This is a genomic window from Pseudomonas sp., from assembly GCF_030147005.1.
Lineage (GTDB): Bacteria > Pseudomonadota > Gammaproteobacteria > Pseudomonadales > Pseudomonadaceae > Aquipseudomonas.
On record NZ_JASLAW010000147.1, the window covers coordinates 1 to 15,878 of the forward strand.

The window sequence follows — 15,878 nt, forward strand, 5'->3', positions numbered from 1 at the left end:
GAGGGAGCTTGCTCCCGCTGGACTGCGTAGCAGTCCCATTTTTGGGGCCGCTTCGCGCCCCAACGGGAGCAAGCTCCCTCGCCACAGGTCGCAGGTTTTTCTGCTTTAGCGCTTAACTGACCGGCATTAGGGCTTGCCCGCCAATGCGAGGTATCAGATACCAATGAATGGACTGACACACCGCGTTTGCGAACAAGCCCGCCCCACACCCTGATAGGTATGCGGTTCTGTTTATGTATTCAGACGCACCTGTTTTTCCAGCTCTGCCTTCAGGCCCGGCTCAAGTTTCAGTTGGCGCGCCAGTTCGTCCAGGTAGGCCTTCTCCATGAAGTTTTCCTCATCCACCAGCATCACGCTGGCGATGTACATCTCGGCAGCCATTTCCGGGGTGCCGGCGGCGCGGGCTACGTCGGCCGGGTCGAGGGGTTTGTTCAACTCGGCGTGCAGCCAGGTTTGCAGTTCGCGGTCGTTGTCGAGTTTGGTGAACTCGCCTTCGATCAACGCGCGCTCACGCTCATCCACATGCCCGTCGGCCTTGGCGGCAGCGACCAGCGCTTTGAGAATGCCCTGACTGTGTTGCTCGACCTGGGCCGGTGGCAGGCGGTCGATAGTTTGCGGCTCGCCCTGGGGCGCGCTGGCCTGCTGCGCCTGCCAATTGCCGTAGGCTTTGTAGGCAATGACGCCCAAGGCGGCCAAGCCTCCGTAGGTCAGCGCCTTGCCGCCAAATTTACGCGCCTTTTTATTGCCCAGCAGCAAGCCCATGGCGCCGGCCGCCAGTGCGCCACCGCCCGCGCCACCGAGCAAACTGCCAAGCCCACCACTGCCAAGCAACCCGCCGAGGGCGCCTTTGTCGGCTGATTGGCGCTGACCGCCCGCCTTGTTCTGCAACATGTCCTGACCAGACTTGAGCAACTGATCGAGCAATCCACGGGTATTCATTCGTAGCCTCCAGACACTTGGGTTCGTAGGACCAATAGGCTCCCAGCGTAAAACTTAGTGCCAAAAAGCCCTTATCTAGAGTGCTTCCAGATGTAACGTCTTTCCCTGATATCAGAAATGTCTTGTTGCACAGCGACGCCATCACCGCGCCACTATGATTTTTACTCCACCATAGAACCGCTTAAGCTATCCGGCGTCTGTTTAATGTCCGTTGCGTTTGGCCGAAGGCATGTCCGAACCGTTATTTCCGATCCGTTACGTGCCAGGAACGGCGCGGGATTTGCTCACGACAGGTTGTCTCTATGCACCGCAGGAATTTGCTCAAAGCGTCCATGGCCATTGCGGCTTACACCGGTTTATCGGCCAGTGGCCTGCTGGCCGCGCAGGCCTGGGCGGGTAACCGTGCCGCCGACGGCAAAGCCGTGGCATTCGATTTCGAAACGCTCAAAGCCCAGGCCAAACAGCTCGCCGGCACCGCGTATAAAAGCACCAAGCAGGTGCTGCCGCCGACCCTGGCGACCATGACTCCGCAGAACTTCAACGCCATCGGTTATGACGGCAACCATTCGTTGTGGAAGCAGCTGAAGGGGCAATTGGACGTGCAGTTTTTCCACGTCGGCATGGGCTTCAAGACGCCGGTGCGCATGCACAGCGTCGACCCCACGACCCGCGAGGCTCGCGAGGTGCATTTTCGCCCTTCGCTGTTCAACTATGAAAAAACCACGGTCGACACCAAGCAACTGACCGGCGACTTGGGTTTCTCCGGATTCAAACTGTTCAAGGCGCCGGAACTGGACCGTCATGACGTGCTGTCATTTCTCGGTGCCAGCTACTTTCGTGCGGTGGACGCCACCGGCCAGTACGGCCTGTCGGCGCGCGGCCTGGCGATTGACACCTACGCGAAGAAACATGAAGAGTTTCCCGACTTCACGCAGTTCTGGTTCGAAACCCCGAACAAGGATGCCACCCGTTTCGTCGTCTACGCCCTGCTCGACTCGCCCAGCGCGACCGGCGCATACCGCTTCGATATCGACTGCCAGGCCACTCAGGTGGTGATGGCCATCGACGCGCATATCAACGCACGCACCGCCATCGAACAGCTCGGTATTGCGCCCATGACCAGCATGTTCAGTTGCGGTACCCACGAGCGACGGATGTGCGACACCATCCATCCGCAAATCCACGACTCGGACCGATTGGCCATGTGGCGCGGCAACGGCGAGTGGGTCTGCCGTCCGCTGAACAACCCGGCCAAGTTGCAATTCAACGCATTCGCCGACACTAACCCCAAGGGTTTTGGCCTGGTGCAGACCGACCATGAATTCGCCAGCTACCAGGACACCGTGGACTGGTACAGCAAGCGCCCAAGCCTGTGGGTAGAACCCACCACCGCCTGGGGCGAAGGCTCGATCGACCTGCTGGAAATCCCGACCACCGGCGAAACCCTCGATAACATCGTGGCCTTCTGGACCCCGAAAAAACCTGTGGCCGCCGGTGACTCGCTCAACTACGGCTACAAGCTCTATTGGAGCGCCCTGCCGCCGGTGAGCACACCGCTGGCCCAGGTCGACGCGACCCGTTCAGGCATGGGCGGGTTTACCGAAGGTTGGGCCCCAGGCGAGCATTACCCCGAGGTGTGGGCACGCCGTTTTGCCGTGGACTTCAAGGGCGGCGGCCTGGACCGTTTGCCGCCCGGCACGGGCATCGAGCCGATGGTCACCTGCTCCCACGGCGAGGTGAAAGACTTCAGCGTGCTGGCGCTTGATAACATCAAGGGATATCGCATTCTGTTCGACTGGTACCCAACCAGCGACAGCGTGGAGCCGGTAGAACTGCGCTTGTTTATCCGCACCCAGGACCGCGTCTTGAGTGAAACCTGGCTGTATCAGTACTTTCCCCCTGCGCCGGACAAGCGCAAATACACCTGACACGCTGATCAGTAATGAGGGAGCGGGCTCGCCATGGCGAACCCGCTCCTTCATTTTTTCAACGAGTATTCAGAACCGCGACACGGTTTTCATCGCTCCAATCAGGTAACGCATCGCAACCTGATCGTTCTCGGTCAGGGCGCGATAATGCGCCAGCAATTCAACCTCATCCGAACTCAGCCTGCTGCCACGCAAGGACATCCTGCGGGTCAGAAAAGACGCCACCATACCCGCTACACCATAGGACTTGGCCATGGATTGCTTCTCCTGATATCGATCCAAATACTCTGCTGCCCTTTACCCGCCTGCCATGAAGCGTACTGCTCCATAAGCGAAACGACTGACTTCCTGGGCCGAAAATCAGGCTTACCCTAAGCGTAGAAACAATCTGCTTACGTGTGGGATTTTTTTAGAGTATTCACTTAAATAATTGCCTCGGTAATAAATACCTACGGCCGATTCACACGCGCCCGTCGGTAAACAGGCTTGCGCCGAGCGTGCGATCAGCGCCTTTCCTATAACACGAACAAAAAAAACCCACCGTGTCAGGGTGGGTTCTGTAGGCATGCGCCAGGCATCAATCCCTGAGGTCCGACTCGTGAATCGGCTGGTCGCGATGCGTCGCTCGCTGGTATTGCGCCGGCCAGGTCGCCTTGCGCCCGCCCAGGTCATCGTCGGCATGCAGCGGCCAGTACGGGTCACGCAACAGTTCGCGGGCGAGGAAGATGATGTCGGCCTGGCACGTGCGCAGGATGTGTTCGGCCTGGGCCGGTTCGGTGATCATGCCAACCGTGCCGGTGGCCATGCCTGACTCTTTGCGCACCCGCTCGGCAAAGCGCGTCTGATAGCCGGGGCCGGTGGGGATTTCGGCGTTGGCGGCGGTGCCACCGGAGGACACGTCGATCAAGTCCACGCCCAGGTCTTTCAAGCGACGCGCCAGTTCCACGGTTTCATCGGGGTTCCAGCCGTCTTCCACCCAGTCGGTGGCTGACACGCGCACAAACAGCGGCAAGTTCTGGGGCCAGACTTCGCGCACCGCGCGGGTCACCTCCAGGACCAGGCGGATACGGTTTTCGAAGGAGCCGCCGTACTGGTCCTGACGCTGGTTACTGATCGGCGACAGGAACTGATGCAGCAGGTAACCGTGGGCGGCATGGATCTCCACCACTTCGAAGCCGGCACTCAATGCACGCTTGGCGGCGGCGACGAAATCAGCGATCACTTGGCGGATCTGCCCTTCGTCCAGCGGTTTGGGTTGGGTGTGCTGCGGGTCGAATGCGATGGGCGATGGACCTACCGGCACCCAGCCACCGTCTTCTGGCTTGACGCTGCCATGCTTGCCGAGCCAGGGACGATAAGTGCTGGCCTTGCGCCCGGCGTGTGCCAGTTGAATACCGGCCACCGCGCCTTGCGCCGCAATAAAGCGCGTAATGCGCTGCAATGGTTCGATCTGCTCGTCTTTCCACAGGCCCAGGTCCTGGGCAGTGATGCGGCCATCGGCGGTCACGGCGGTGGCTTCGGTGAAAATCAGCCCGGCGCCACCGACGGCCCGGCTGCCCAGATGCACCAGGTGCCAATCGTTGGCCAGGCCATCATCGCTTGAGTATTGACACATCGGTGATACCGCAATGCGGTTCAGAAGGGTTAGCTCACGCAAGGTATAGGGTTCGAGTAACTGACTCATGGCGCACCTCTTCGGGTTCTGTGGGCAAGCTCCAAGGTTCTCTTTCAAGGTGCCTGGAGCCTAGTCGACAACGACCGATTGCACAGGGTTCAGAAGTAAACCGGGAGCCGATTGCCGGCTCCCGGCGTGCAGCGTCTTACATTTCGACCTGGGTGCCCAGCTCGATCACCCGATTGACCGGGAGTTTGAAGAAGCGCAGGTTGCCGTTGGCATTCTTCAACATGAATGCGAACAACGCTTCGCGCCAACGGGCCATGCCCTTGATGCGCGAGGCGATCACCGTTTCACGGCTGAGGAAGTAGGTGGTGCGCATCGGGCTGAAATCCAGCTCGTCCAGATGGCACAGCTTCAACGCCTCGGGCACGTCCGGCTCGTCGGTAAAGCCGAAGTGCAGGATCACCCGGAAGAAACCTTCGCCGTAGGCATCCACTTCGAAACGCCGCGTCGCAGGCACACGCGGAATGTCTTCGTAGACCACGGTCAGCAGCACCACCTGCTCGTGCAACACTTGGTTATGCAGCAGGTTGTGCAACAGCGCATGGGGCACGGCGTCGGGCCGCGCAGTGAGGAACACCGCCGTGCCCTGCACGCGATGGGGCGGCTGCACGCGGATACTGCTGATAAATATCGGCAGCGGCAGGCCGCCTTCGTCGAGGCGCTCGACGAGCAATTGCTTGCCGCGCTTCCAGGTGGTCATCAGCACGAACAGCACGATCCCCGCCAATACGGGGAAGGCGCCACCCTGGATGATCTTCGGCACGTTGGCGGCAAAGTACAATCCGTCCACCAGCAGGCAGCAGAGCAACACCGGCACGGCCAGTACCGGCGGCCATTTCCACAGCAGCAGCATCACCGCAGACACCAGGATCGTGGTCATCAGCATGGTGCCGGTCACCGCCACGCCATAGGCCGATGCCAGCGCACCGGAGGATTCGAAGCCCAGCACCAACAGAATCACGCCGACCATCAGCGACCAATTCACCGCGCCAATATAGATCTGGCCCTGTTCGGCGCTGGAGGTATGTTGAATGTGCATGCGCGGGATATAACCCAACTGAATCGCCTGGCGCGTCAACGAGAACGCACCGGAAATCACCGCCTGGGAGGCAATCACCGTGGCCAGGGTCGACAGCACCACCAACGGAATCAGCGCCCAGCTCGGCGCCAACAGGTAGAACGGGTTGCGGGCCGCTTCCGGATCGCCCAGCAGCATGGCGCCCTGGCCGAAATAGTTGAGCACCAGCGCCGGCAACACCAGGATGAACCAGGCGCGGGCGATGGGCTTGCGGCCGAAGTGGCCCATGTCGGCGTACAACGCTTCGGCACCGGTCAGCGCCAGCACCACCGCGCCGAGAATGGCCACGCCAATGCCGGGGTGAGCCTCGAAGAAGCGCACGGCCCACATCGGGTTCAGCGCGCTGAGCACTTCAGGGTGCAAGGTGATGCCATACACGCCGAGGCCGCCCAGCACCAGAAACCAGGTCACCATCACCGGGCCGAACAGCTTGCCGATGCGGTCGGTGCCGTGTTTCTGGATCAGGAACAGCGCCACCAGCACCACCAGCGCGATGGGCACGACCCATCTGTCCAGGCCGTCGAACGCCAGCTCCAAGCCTTCGACCGCCGATAACACGGAGATCGCCGGGGTGATCATGCTGTCGCCATAAAACAGCGCCGCGCCGCACAAGCCGCACACCACCAGGAAGCTGCGCAATTTTCTGCGCTCCCCCGCCGCACGGCGTGCCAGGGCGGTCAGCGCCATGATGCCGCCTTCGCCCTGGTTGTCGGCGCGCAGCACGAACAGCATGTATTTGATCGATACGACCCAGATCAGCGACCAGAAGATCAGCGCCAGAATCCCCAATACGCCGTCATGGTTGACCTGCACCCCATAACCGCCGTTGAACACCTCTTTAAGGGTGTAGAGCGGGCTGGTCCCGATATCGCCATATACCACGCCGACCGCTGCCACCAGCATGCCAATCGGTTTGGCGTTCGAATGCTCGGTACCTGTTGCCTGACTACTTGCCTGACCCATCAACCATTCCTGCCCTTTGACCTGAGGTTTCTCATAAACAACGTGCCCAAACGGCCCCTAGCATGCGCTGTTTTACTTCTCGTAACAGACGTTTTGTTGACCTTGGGATTTTCCCCAGGCGCAACGGCGCGAAGCATAGCGCAGCACTCGTCGCATTTCCCTGCATAAAGCTGGTCAAGCGCGTTGCCCGCCGCTAGAATTGCGCACTTTTTGATCAGAGGCGCACCAAGCGCCCGTCCGCTGCCTGCCCTTCACGGTGGCGGCATCATTCGATACCGAGGTTAGACATGTCCACCACCATCGCGAAAGCCAACCCCAAGGTTGGCTTTGTTTCCCTGGGTTGCCCGAAGGCTCTGGTCGACTCCGAGCGCATTCTCACGCAACTGCGCATGGAAGGTTATGACGTCGTGTCCACTTACCAGGACGCGGATGTGGTGGTCGTCAATACCTGTGGGTTCATCGACTCGGCCAAGGCGGAGTCCCTGGAAGTGATCGGCGAGGCCATCAAGGAAAACGGCAAGGTCATCGTGACCGGTTGCATGGGCGTGGAAGAAGGCAATATCCGCAACGTACACCCAAGCGTACTCGCCGTGACCGGCCCACAGCAGTATGAGCAGGTGGTTAACGCGGTGCATCAAGTCGTGCCGCCACGTCAGGACCACAACCCGCTGATCGACCTGGTGCCGCCGCAAGGCATCAAGCTGACCCCGCGCCACTACGCTTATCTGAAAATTTCCGAAGGCTGCAACCACAGCTGCAGCTTTTGCATCATTCCATCGATGCGCGGCAAGCTGGTCAGCCGCCCGGTCGGCGATGTGCTGGACGAAGCCCAGCGCCTGGTCAAATCCGGCGTGAAAGAGCTGCTGGTGATTTCCCAGGACACCAGCGCCTATGGCGTCGACGTTAAATATCGCACCGGTTTCTGGAATGGCGCGCCGGTGAAAACCCGCATGACCGAACTCTGCGAAGCGCTCAGCAGCCTGGGCGTGTGGGTGCGCCTGCACTACGTTTACCCGTACCCGCACGTGGATGAGCTGATCCCGCTGATGGCCGCCGGCAAGATCCTGCCGTACCTGGACATCCCGTTCCAGCACGCCAGCCCCAAGGTGCTCAAGGCCATGAAACGCCCAGCCTTCGAAGACAAGACGCTGGCGCGTATCAAGAACTGGCGCGAAATCTGCCCGGAACTGATCATCCGCTCGACCTTCATCGTCGGCTTCCCCGGCGAAACCGAAGAAGACTTCCAGTACCTGCTGAATTGGCTGACCGAGGCCCAGCTGGACCGCGTCGGCTGCTTCCAGTACTCCCCGGTGGAAGGCGCACCGGCCAACCTGCTGGACCTGGCCGTGGTGCCGGACGACGTCAAGCAGGACCGTTGGGAGCGTTTCATGGCGCACCAGCAGGCCATCAGCTCGGCACGCCTGCAACTGCGCATCGGCAAGGAAATCGAAGTGCTGATCGACGAAGTCGACGAGCAAGGCGCGGTCGGCCGTTGCTTCTTCGATGCGCCGGAAATCGACGGTAACGTGTTTATCGACGATGCCAGCGGTTTGAAGCCGGGCGACAAGGTCTGGTGCACCGTGACCGATGCCGACGAATACGACCTGTGGGCACAAAAGCGCGACTGAAAGCGGTAAAAAATTGAAAAAGCCCTGCCTCTGGACAAGATGCGGGGCTTTTTTAGGTCTATCGTTTTGCCCATCATCACCTATTTCGACAGAGACAACGGGCATGCGTGAGCATTCGGTTATCCATACCCCCCAAAAAAGCGATTACCCCGAACTGACACGAATCTGGGAGGCCTCGGTGCGCGCCACTCATGATTTTTTGCCGGAAAGTTACATCGTGTCGCTTAAAGACCTGATGCTGACCCGCTACCTGGATTCAGTGACGCTGATCTGCATCAAGGATGCACACAATGCCCACATTACCGGCTTTGCCGGGGTGGCGGCGGGCAAGCTGGAGATGTTGTTTATCGACCCGCAACACAGGGGCCAGGGCTTTGGGCGGCAACTGCTGCGCTACGCGGTCGACTGCATGAATGCCGATGAACTGGATGTGAACGAGCAGAACCCACAAGCGCTGGGCTTTTATCTCAAGCAGGGTTTTGAAGTGATCGGGCGCACGGAGCATGATGGCCTGGGCCAGCCCTATCCGTTACTGCATATGCGCCTGCGCCGGCAACAGCAACTATGCAGTGGTTGAGCCCCATTCGGAAACGCGTTTTACCAATAAAGCGCCGCACTGAAATGGGGCCGGGATTAACCGGCTCCAGGCAGGTACAATAGCCGCCCCCTTTTGTTACGGCCCTTGTCATGACTGACCCCATACGCCTCTCCAAACGCCTTATCGAACTGGTCGGTTGCTCCCGTCGGGAGGCTGAGCTGTTTATCGAAGGCGGCTGGGTCTCGGTGGACGGTGAAGTGATCGACGAACCGCAGTTCAAGGTCACGACCCAGAAGGTTGAGCTGGACCCCGAAGCCAAAGCCACCGTGCCAGAGCCAGTGACCATCCTGCTGCACGCTCCGGCTGGCATGGATGCCGAAACGGCCATGGCGTCGATCAGCGCCGAGACCCTTTCGGAAGAACATCGCTTCAGCAAGCGCCCGCTCAAGGGCCACTTCCTGCGCCTGACCGCCAGCGCCGACCTGCAAGCCAAGGCCAGTGGCCTGCTGGTATTCACCCAGGATTGGAAGATCCTGCGCAAGTTGACCGCCGATGCCGCCAAGATCGAGCAGGAATACGTGGTGGAAGTCGAAGGCGACATGGTTGCCCATGGCCTCAACCGTCTGAACCACGGCCTGACCTACAAAGGCAAAGAGCTGCCGGCCGTGAAAGCCAGCTGGCAGAACGAGAACCGCCTGCGCTTTGCCCTGAAAAACCCGCAGCCGGGAGTGATCGCGCTCTTCTGCGAAGCCGTTGGCTTAAAAGTCGTCGCCATCCGTCGTATTCGCATTGGTGGCGTCTCCATTGGCAAAGTGCCAGTGGGCCAATGGCGTTACCTGTCCGGCAAAGAGAAGTTCTAAGCCGTTGCCCCTTTCCCGACACGGCCTGATTGGGCCGAGTCTACCCCGTTGAAAACCAGGATTGCCCACCATGATTCACAACGACGTACTGCGCAGCGTGCGCTACATGCTCGACATCAGCGACAACAAAATGGTCGAGATCACCAAGCTCGGCGGCATGGACGTGACCAAGGAAGACTTGCTGACTTACCTCAAGAAAGATGAAGAGGAAGGCTTTGTGTTCTGCCCGGATGAGGTAATGGCGCATTTCCTCGATGGCCTGGTGATTTTCAAGCGCGGCAAGGATGAAAGCCGTCCGCCGCAGCCGATCGAAACCCCCGTGACCAACAACATCATCCTGAAAAAACTGCGCGTGGCCTTCGAACTGAAAGAAGACGACATGCACGCCATCCTGAAAGCCGCCGAGTTCCCGGTGTCCAAGCCTGAGCTGAGCGCGCTGTTCCGCAAGTTCGGCCACACCAACTACCGCACCTGTGGTGACCAGTTGCTGCGCAACTTCCTCAAGGGGCTGACCCTACGGGTTCGTGCGTAAGCCATGAGTTATCAGGTCGCCCCGGTCGGCTTCGTACGCTCCTGCTTCAAGGAGAAGTTCGCCATCCCCCGTCAGCCGCAACTGGCGCCGGCCGCCCGTGGCGTGCTGGAGCTGGTGGCGCCGTTCGATGGCGGCGAGGCGGTGCAGGGGCTGGAGCAGGTCAGCCACGTGTGGCTGCTGTTTCTGTTCCACCAGGCGCTGGAAGACAAGCCACGCCTTAAAGTGCGCCCGCCGCGTCTGGGCGGCAACACCGCGATGGGCGTGTTTGCCACGCGTGCGACGCATCGGCCCAATGGCATCGGCCAGTCGGTGGTGAAGCTCGACAAGGTGGAGCCGGGGCGGCTGTGGATATCCGGGATTGATCTGCTCGACGGCACGCCGGTGCTGGATATCAAGCCGTATGTGCCCTATGCCGATATCGTTGATACGGCGACCAACAGCATCGCCAGCGGCGCGCCGCCTTTGATTGGCGTGCAGTGGCTCAAGACTGCACTGCACCAGGCGCAAGGCCATGCCCAGCGTCTTGGTGAACCATTGGTGGAGCTGATTGATCAGTGCCTGGCGCAGGATCCACGACCGGCCTATCAAACGCCCGGGCCCGAGCGCGAATACGGGGCGCAGTTCTGGGACGTGGATGTGCGTTGGCACTATCCCGAGGCGGGGCTGATTTGCGTGCTTGAAGTGGTGCCGGCGCAGTAAATCGCACAAACGAAAAGCCCGCGCGGCCTTTACAGGCAACGCGGGCTTTTCTTTGTAAACACATTCGACTGCAAGGGCGAGATTGCTCGCGAAAAACGGGCAGGCACCGCGTTAACTCAGAGTGTGCCAGCGTATTCGTTAACGTTCTTCGCGAGCAAGCTCGCTCCTACAAGTGACCCCAAATCACTTCTCGACGAAGGCGCGCTCGATCAGGTAATCACCCGGTTCACGCATGCGTGGCGACACTTTCAGCCCGAAGCTGTTCAGCACTTCGCTGGTCTCGTCCAACATGCTTGGGCTACCGCACAACATGGCGCGGTCGTCCTCGGGGTTGATCGGCGGCAGGCCAATGTCGCTGAACAGCTTGCCGCTACGCATCAGGTCGGTCAGGCGGCCTTCGTTTTCGAAAGGCTCGCGGGTGACGGTCGGGTAGTAGATCAACTTTTCACGCAACGCCTCGCCGAAGAATTCATTCTGCGGCAGGTGCTCGGTGATGAACTCGCGGTAGGCGACTTCGTTGACGTAACGCACGCCGTGGCACAGGATCACTTTTTCGAAGCGCTCGTAGGTCTCCGGGTCCTGGATCACGCTCATAAATGGCGCGAGGCCCGTACCGGTGCTGAGCAGGTAAAGGTGTTTGCCCGGCTTCAAGTCGTCAAGCACCAGGGTGCCTGTCGGTTTTTTGCTGATGATGATCTCGTCGCCTTCCTTCAAATGCTGCAACTGGGAAGTCAGCGGGCCATCCGGCACCTTGATGCTGAAGAACTCGAGATGCTCTTCCCAGTTCGGGCTGGCAATGGAGTAGGCGCGCATGAGCGGGCGGCCGTTGGGCTGTTGCAGGCCGATCATCACGAACTGACCGTTCTCGAAGCGCAAACCCGGATCGCGGGTGCACTTGAAGCTGAACAGAGTGTCGTTCCAGTGATGAACACTGAGGACACGCTCGTGGTTCATGTTGCTCATGTACGGGGGACTCCTGGAAATGGGTCTGCGCCAAATGTGAAGTGCGCAATTGCACAGCATTCTAATGGCGGCGACAATATCTGTTAACTGGATTATTAAGATAAGGGTTATCGGTTATATCGATATGCGATTTACTCTTCGTCAACTGCAAGTCTTCGTCGCCGTCGCCCAGCAGGAAAGCGTCTCCCGCGCTGCTGGCCTTCTGGCCTTATCTCAATCCGCCGCCAGCACTTCGATTACCGAGCTGGAGCGTCAATCCAGCTGCCAATTATTCGACCGCGCCGGCAAACGCCTGAGCCTCAATGCTTTGGGGCATCAATTGTTGCCTCAGGCGGTGGCCCTGCTGGACCAGGCCAAGGAGATCGAGGACCTGCTCAACGGCAAGTCCGGTTTTGGCTCACTGGCCGTGGGCGCCACCCTGACCATCGGCAATTACCTGGCCACCCTGCTGATCGGCAGTTTCATGCAGCAGCACCCCGAGAGCCAGGTGAAACTGCATGTGCAAAACACTGCCCATATCGTGCATCAGGTGGCGCACTACGAAATTGACCTGGGTCTAATCGAAGGCGACTGCAGCCATCCGGACATCGAAGTACAGACCTGGGTGGAGGATGAGCTGGTGGTTTTTTGCGCGCCCCAACATCATTTGGCCAAGCGTGGCGCGGCAAGCATGAATGAGTTAACCCAGGAGGCGTGGATCCTGCGTGAGCAAGGCTCAGGCACGCGCCTGACGTTTGATCAGGCCATGCGCCATCACCGCAGCGCGTTGAATATCCGCCTGGAGCTGGAACACACCGAGGCCATCAAACGGGCAGTGGAATCAGGTTTGGGGATTGGTTGTATTTCGCGGCTGGCACTGCGCGATGCGTTCCGTCGTGGCAGCCTGGTGCCGGTAGAAACCCCGGACCTGGACTTGGCCCGGCAGTTCTACTTTATCTGGCATAAACAGAAGTACCAGACCTCGGCGATGCGCGAGTTCCTTGAACTGTGCCGCGCGTTCACCGCCGGGGTTCAGCGCAGCGACGAGATCGTGCTGCCAAGCATCGCCTGATCGTTAGATCAGAATCACCGCCCACACCAGCGTGATCATGGTCAAGGCCACGAATTGCGCGGCGCTGCCCATGTCCTTGGCGTTTTTCGACAGCGGATGGCGGTCCAGGGAAATGCGGTCGATGGCCGCTTCTACCGCCGAATTGAGCAATTCAACGATCAGGGCCAGCAGGCACACGGCAATCAGCAATGCCCGTTCGACGCGGCTGACCTGCAGGAAAAAACTCAACGGAATCAGGATGACGTTCAGCAGTACCAACTGACGGAACGCCGCCTCGCCGGTGAAAGCCGCGCGCAGGCCATCCAGGGAATAGCCACCTGCGTTGAAAATACGTTTGATACCGGTTTGACCCTTGAAAGGCGACATAGATGTAGGCAACTGAACCAAAGGAGTGGGGAAACTAGAGCACGTAAAGTCAAAAAAGCGTGAATAAGTGCAACTCAATGCTGCGAAATTGACTCAAGTTGTTGCAGAAGCAGCGCCGCCTGGGTGCGCGTGCGGACGCCAAGCTTGCGGAAAATCGCAGTGACATGGGCCTTGATAGTCGCTTCCGACACGCTCAGCTCGTAGGCAATCTGCTTGTTCAACAAGCCTTCACAGACCATGGTCAGCACCCGGAACTGCTGAGGCGTCAAACTGGCCAGGCCATCACGCGCCGCCTTGGCCTCGTCGGACACGTTGATTTCTTCAAACGCTTGCGGTGGCCAGGACACATCGCCGTCCAATACTGCACGCACAGCCTGCTGAATATCTTCCATCGCGCTGGACTTAGGAATGAAGCCGCTGGCGCCGAACTCCTTGGAACGCACCACCACGTCGGCTTCTTCCTGGGCCGAGACCATCACCACGGGAATCTGCGGATATTGCCCGCGCAGCAGCACCAACCCCGAAAAACCGTAGGCACCGGGCATGTTCAGGTCGAGCAGCACCAGGTCCCAGTCGGATTTTTCGGTCAAGCGGGTTTCCAGCTCGGCAATGCTCGCGACTTCGACCAGTCGGACATCCGGGCCAAGGCCCAGGGTAACGGCCTGATGCAGCGCACTGCGAAACAGCGGGTGGTCATCGGCTATCAGGATTTCGTATGTGGCCATTGATTAAATGATCCTGTTTTTTACGGGAGCCCTGATGGGTTCAGAGCTCGCCAGTACACAAGGCAACGGCCAGGCAGCCATCGCCACGGGGCACGCTCAACGTTAAAAACACGCGAAACAACGTCGAAAAACCACGGTAGCGCCCCAATCGGCGCCCAGCATGCCCAGCGCAGCCTGGGGGGTCAAGCACTACGCCCATGGGGATTTTAGCGGGTTGCGTGATTAAGGTGCCATCATGCAAACGTCGACTGGTCATACCGTCGGGATATAGGGCGCCAAACGTGTGTGGACAACGTCCGTTTCATCCAGAGGCAACTGAAACTTGGCGGCCAGATAGTGCGTGCTGAAGACATCAAGGTAGGCGTCCAGCACTTCGCTGGCGGCCTGATCATCAGCCAGCTCCAGGCACAGTGCGGCGACCTCGGCGGTGCAGAAATGATCATCACGCTTGGAGCGGCGCAACTTGTAACGTGACAACTGCTCCGGCGCCAGGCTCAGCACCGGCAAATGCTCAAGGTACGGGCTTTTGCGAAACATCTTGCGCGCTTCACTCCAGGTTCCGTCCAGCAGAATGAACAGCGGGCGCTTGCCCTCTCCTGCATTAACCGCGCTGACCACCCGTTCAGGCGCCACGAATTCGCCGGGGAACACGATGTACGGCTGCCACTGCGGATCGGCCAGCAAGGTGAGCAGCTGCGGATCGACTTCGGTCCGCGACCAGGCGAACGCGGTGGTGTCGTCGATAACATCGGCGATCAGCCAGCCGGTGTTGCTGGGTTTCATCGGCTCGACATCGTGCATCAACAGGCACATCGCAGATTTGGCCGCAACCGTCGGTCGCCACGCGCACAGGCAATACTCGGGAATCACTCGGCAACCGGCACACCGCTCGGCACGCGATCCCCGATTGACGAAAGGCCTGACGGCTCTGGCCAGGCGTTGGGTACGCAAGCGGGAGACTGCGTGGCTCATTGGATGCGCCATAAAAACGGGTAGATCGACACGGGGGAGCTCGAAAGGAATTGAAGTGGGCGCAGTTTACCAGCGATACGCCTGGCTGGAGTGGCCGGTGCTCACCTATAATTGCGCGCCACTGAACGCACAGCGCAGTGGCTGGTCTATGCACCAGTAACCGAATCAGGAGAGTTTGATGCTGCGTTCCATGCTGCGCCTCGTTGCCCCATCCGTCGCTATTGCGCTGGCCTTGCCCATGGGCGCCCACGCGGCCTCGCTGCTGGAGGCTCAAATGAACCGCAAGCTGCAAAGCGTCGCGACCGAAAGCAACAAGGACCTGCCCCGGGAAATTGATGAAAAAACCCTGGAAGTGGCCTACACCGTTGAGGGCATGCAGCTGATCGATCATCTCAGCGTACTGCCTGACCGCGCTGAACAAATGCGTGCCAACCCCAAGGCGGTGTATTTCCAACTGGGCCGTAGCGTATGCACCAACCCAGGCTATCGCGAGCTGATGGCGAAGGGCGCGGTTATGCGCTACGAAATCACCGAGAACAAGACCAACCGTCCCGTAGCGTCGGTAAAATTCGCCGAAGCTGACTGCCCGGCGCCGGCCAAGAAGAAAAAGTAACCCTGGCTTGTCTTCGCGCGTCGCTGCCTTGCGGCGCGCACTCCCTCGCTCCAGCGCCCACCTACGAGTAGCCCCCCCGGATCAGTGACCAATAAGCGGTTGCCAGCCATGGGTTTTTCGGCCCATGATCGGATCATTCCATCAGCCCCCCCTGCAGCAGTATTCAATGCTGCGCTGTAACACTTTCAGGGCAAAAGAGGCCTGCCCTCCTGCGGCAAGCAACGACACATGCAGTGTCGTGGCCCCTGCTGACTATCGTCGGCTATACAGGCCCTGTGAAGAAGGAGAAAGTTGAATGCCATATGAATAGAACGACACCCAGCTCGAACTTTTTGAAAAAAA

General features: G+C 59.6%; 16 protein-coding genes. 8 read left to right on the forward strand and 8 right to left on the reverse strand.

Annotated elements, in window-relative coordinates:
- Positions 1–231: 231 nt before the first annotated feature.
- The gene (locus Q1V60_RS13610) at positions 232–939 is read right to left on the reverse strand and encodes a tellurite resistance TerB family protein (RefSeq protein ID WP_300631152.1); all 708 of its coding nucleotides are present in this window, start codon (positions 937–939) and stop codon (positions 232–234) included.
- Between the two features lie 302 nt (positions 940–1,241).
- Here Q1V60_RS13610 and Q1V60_RS13615 point away from each other — a divergent pair, with 302 nt between their 5' ends.
- A complete protein-coding gene (locus Q1V60_RS13615; RefSeq protein ID WP_300631154.1) occupies positions 1,242–2,867 on the forward strand; it encodes a glucan biosynthesis protein D in 1,626 nt (541 codons plus the stop codon).
- Between the two features lie 69 nt (positions 2,868–2,936).
- On the opposite strand, the gene Q1V60_RS13620 is transcribed toward Q1V60_RS13615, so the two are convergent.
- From Q1V60_RS13620 to Q1V60_RS13630, 3 genes are all read right to left on the reverse strand, one after another.
- Positions 2,937–3,122, reverse strand: coding sequence for a hypothetical protein (locus tag Q1V60_RS13620; RefSeq protein ID WP_300631155.1), 186 nt, complete (start codon positions 3,120–3,122; stop codon positions 2,937–2,939).
- Positions 3,123–3,444: 322 nt separating this feature from the next.
- Entirely contained in the window at positions 3,445–4,551 is a 1,107-nt protein-coding gene (locus Q1V60_RS13625; RefSeq protein ID WP_300631156.1) for an NADH:flavin oxidoreductase/NADH oxidase, read from the reverse strand.
- A 136-nt stretch (positions 4,552–4,687) separates the two neighbouring features.
- A complete protein-coding gene (locus Q1V60_RS13630) occupies positions 4,688–6,589 on the reverse strand; it encodes a potassium transporter Kup (protein ID WP_300631158.1) in 1,902 nt (633 codons plus the stop codon).
- A gap of 299 nt (positions 6,590–6,888) precedes the next feature.
- Between Q1V60_RS13630 and rimO the strand changes: the two genes are divergently transcribed.
- The 5 genes from rimO to tsaA all read left to right on the forward strand — a co-directional run bounded on the left by rimO (position 6,889) and on the right by tsaA (position 10,846).
- The gene (gene rimO, locus Q1V60_RS13635) at positions 6,889–8,217 is read left to right on the forward strand and encodes a 30S ribosomal protein S12 methylthiotransferase RimO (RefSeq protein WP_300631179.1); all 1,329 of its coding nucleotides are present in this window, start codon (positions 6,889–6,891) and stop codon (positions 8,215–8,217) included.
- 103 nt (positions 8,218–8,320) lie between these two features.
- Positions 8,321–8,794 (forward strand): GNAT family N-acetyltransferase, encoded by a 474-nt coding sequence (locus tag Q1V60_RS13640; RefSeq protein WP_300631160.1) that lies wholly within the window; start codon positions 8,321–8,323, stop codon positions 8,792–8,794.
- A gap of 110 nt (positions 8,795–8,904) precedes the next feature.
- Positions 8,905–9,615 (forward strand): rRNA pseudouridine synthase, encoded by a 711-nt coding sequence (locus Q1V60_RS13645; RefSeq protein WP_065951858.1) that lies wholly within the window; start codon positions 8,905–8,907, stop codon positions 9,613–9,615.
- Positions 9,616–9,685: 70 nt separating this feature from the next.
- On the forward strand, positions 9,686–10,147 hold the full coding sequence (locus tag Q1V60_RS13650; RefSeq protein WP_076961821.1) for a DUF1456 family protein: 462 nt from the start codon (positions 9,686–9,688) through the stop codon (positions 10,145–10,147).
- Positions 10,148–10,150: 3 nt separating this feature from the next.
- Positions 10,151–10,846 (forward strand): tRNA (N6-threonylcarbamoyladenosine(37)-N6)-methyltransferase TrmO, encoded by a 696-nt coding sequence (gene tsaA / locus Q1V60_RS13655; protein WP_300631166.1) that lies wholly within the window; start codon positions 10,151–10,153, stop codon positions 10,844–10,846.
- Positions 10,847–11,029: 183 nt separating this feature from the next.
- Here the strand turns inward: tsaA and fpr are convergent, their stop codons facing one another.
- Complete coding sequence (gene fpr, locus Q1V60_RS13660; protein WP_003172178.1) at positions 11,030–11,809, reverse strand: ferredoxin-NADP reductase; 780 nt, start codon at positions 11,807–11,809, stop codon at positions 11,030–11,032.
- A gap of 124 nt (positions 11,810–11,933) precedes the next feature.
- Between fpr and Q1V60_RS13665 the strand changes: the two genes are divergently transcribed.
- On the forward strand, positions 11,934–12,860 hold the full coding sequence (locus tag Q1V60_RS13665; RefSeq protein ID WP_300631170.1) for a LysR family transcriptional regulator: 927 nt from the start codon (positions 11,934–11,936) through the stop codon (positions 12,858–12,860).
- A gap of 3 nt (positions 12,861–12,863) precedes the next feature.
- Here the strand turns inward: Q1V60_RS13665 and Q1V60_RS13670 are convergent, their stop codons facing one another.
- The 3 genes from Q1V60_RS13670 to Q1V60_RS13680 all read right to left on the reverse strand — a co-directional run bounded on the left by Q1V60_RS13670 (position 12,864) and on the right by Q1V60_RS13680 (position 14,923).
- Positions 12,864–13,226 carry a diacylglycerol kinase gene (locus tag Q1V60_RS13670; RefSeq protein WP_003189051.1) on the reverse strand — a complete coding sequence of 121 codons (363 nt, stop codon included), beginning with the start codon at positions 13,224–13,226 and terminating at the stop codon, positions 12,864–12,866.
- Positions 13,227–13,300: 74 nt separating this feature from the next.
- The gene (gene erdR, locus Q1V60_RS13675; RefSeq protein ID WP_300631173.1) at positions 13,301–13,951 is read right to left on the reverse strand and encodes a response regulator transcription factor ErdR; all 651 of its coding nucleotides are present in this window, start codon (positions 13,949–13,951) and stop codon (positions 13,301–13,303) included.
- 252 nt (positions 13,952–14,203) lie between these two features.
- Positions 14,204–14,923, reverse strand: a complete 720-nt coding sequence (locus Q1V60_RS13680) for a tRNA-uridine aminocarboxypropyltransferase (RefSeq protein ID WP_300631175.1) — start codon at positions 14,921–14,923, stop codon at positions 14,204–14,206.
- 178 nt (positions 14,924–15,101) lie between these two features.
- Here Q1V60_RS13680 and Q1V60_RS13685 point away from each other — a divergent pair, with 178 nt between their 5' ends.
- On the forward strand, positions 15,102–15,536 hold the full coding sequence (locus Q1V60_RS13685; RefSeq protein WP_300631177.1) for a PA3611 family quorum-sensing-regulated virulence factor: 435 nt from the start codon (positions 15,102–15,104) through the stop codon (positions 15,534–15,536).
- Positions 15,537–15,878 lie beyond the last annotated feature (342 nt).

Coding starts and splice junctions, on each gene's coding strand:
- Q1V60_RS13610 (WP_300631152.1), bottom strand. CDS start 939: ATGAATACCCGTGGATTGCTCGATCAGTTGCTCAAGTCTGGTCAGGAC.
- Q1V60_RS13615 (WP_300631154.1), top strand. CDS start 1,242: ATGCACCGCAGGAATTTGCTCAAAGCGTCCATGGCCATTGCGGCTTAC.
- Q1V60_RS13620 (WP_300631155.1), bottom strand. CDS start 3,122: ATGGCCAAGTCCTATGGTGTAGCGGGTATGGTGGCGTCTTTTCTGACC.
- Q1V60_RS13625 (WP_300631156.1), bottom strand. CDS start 4,551: ATGAGTCAGTTACTCGAACCCTATACCTTGCGTGAGCTAACCCTTCTG.
- Q1V60_RS13630 (WP_300631158.1), bottom strand. CDS start 6,589: ATGGGTCAGGCAAGTAGTCAGGCAACAGGTACCGAGCATTCGAACGCC.
- Q1V60_RS13640 (WP_300631160.1), top strand. CDS start 8,321: ATGCGTGAGCATTCGGTTATCCATACCCCCCAAAAAAGCGATTACCCC.
- Q1V60_RS13645 (WP_065951858.1), top strand. CDS start 8,905: ATGACTGACCCCATACGCCTCTCCAAACGCCTTATCGAACTGGTCGGT.
- Q1V60_RS13650 (WP_076961821.1), top strand. CDS start 9,686: ATGATTCACAACGACGTACTGCGCAGCGTGCGCTACATGCTCGACATC.
- tsaA (WP_300631166.1), top strand. CDS start 10,151: ATGAGTTATCAGGTCGCCCCGGTCGGCTTCGTACGCTCCTGCTTCAAG.
- fpr (WP_003172178.1), bottom strand. CDS start 11,809: ATGAGCAACATGAACCACGAGCGTGTCCTCAGTGTTCATCACTGGAAC.
- Q1V60_RS13665 (WP_300631170.1), top strand. CDS start 11,934: ATGCGATTTACTCTTCGTCAACTGCAAGTCTTCGTCGCCGTCGCCCAG.
- Q1V60_RS13670 (WP_003189051.1), bottom strand. CDS start 13,226: ATGTCGCCTTTCAAGGGTCAAACCGGTATCAAACGTATTTTCAACGCA.
- erdR (WP_300631173.1), bottom strand. CDS start 13,951: ATGGCCACATACGAAATCCTGATAGCCGATGACCACCCGCTGTTTCGC.
- Q1V60_RS13680 (WP_300631175.1), bottom strand. CDS start 14,923: ATGAGCCACGCAGTCTCCCGCTTGCGTACCCAACGCCTGGCCAGAGCC.
- Q1V60_RS13685 (WP_300631177.1), top strand. CDS start 15,102: ATGCTGCGTTCCATGCTGCGCCTCGTTGCCCCATCCGTCGCTATTGCG.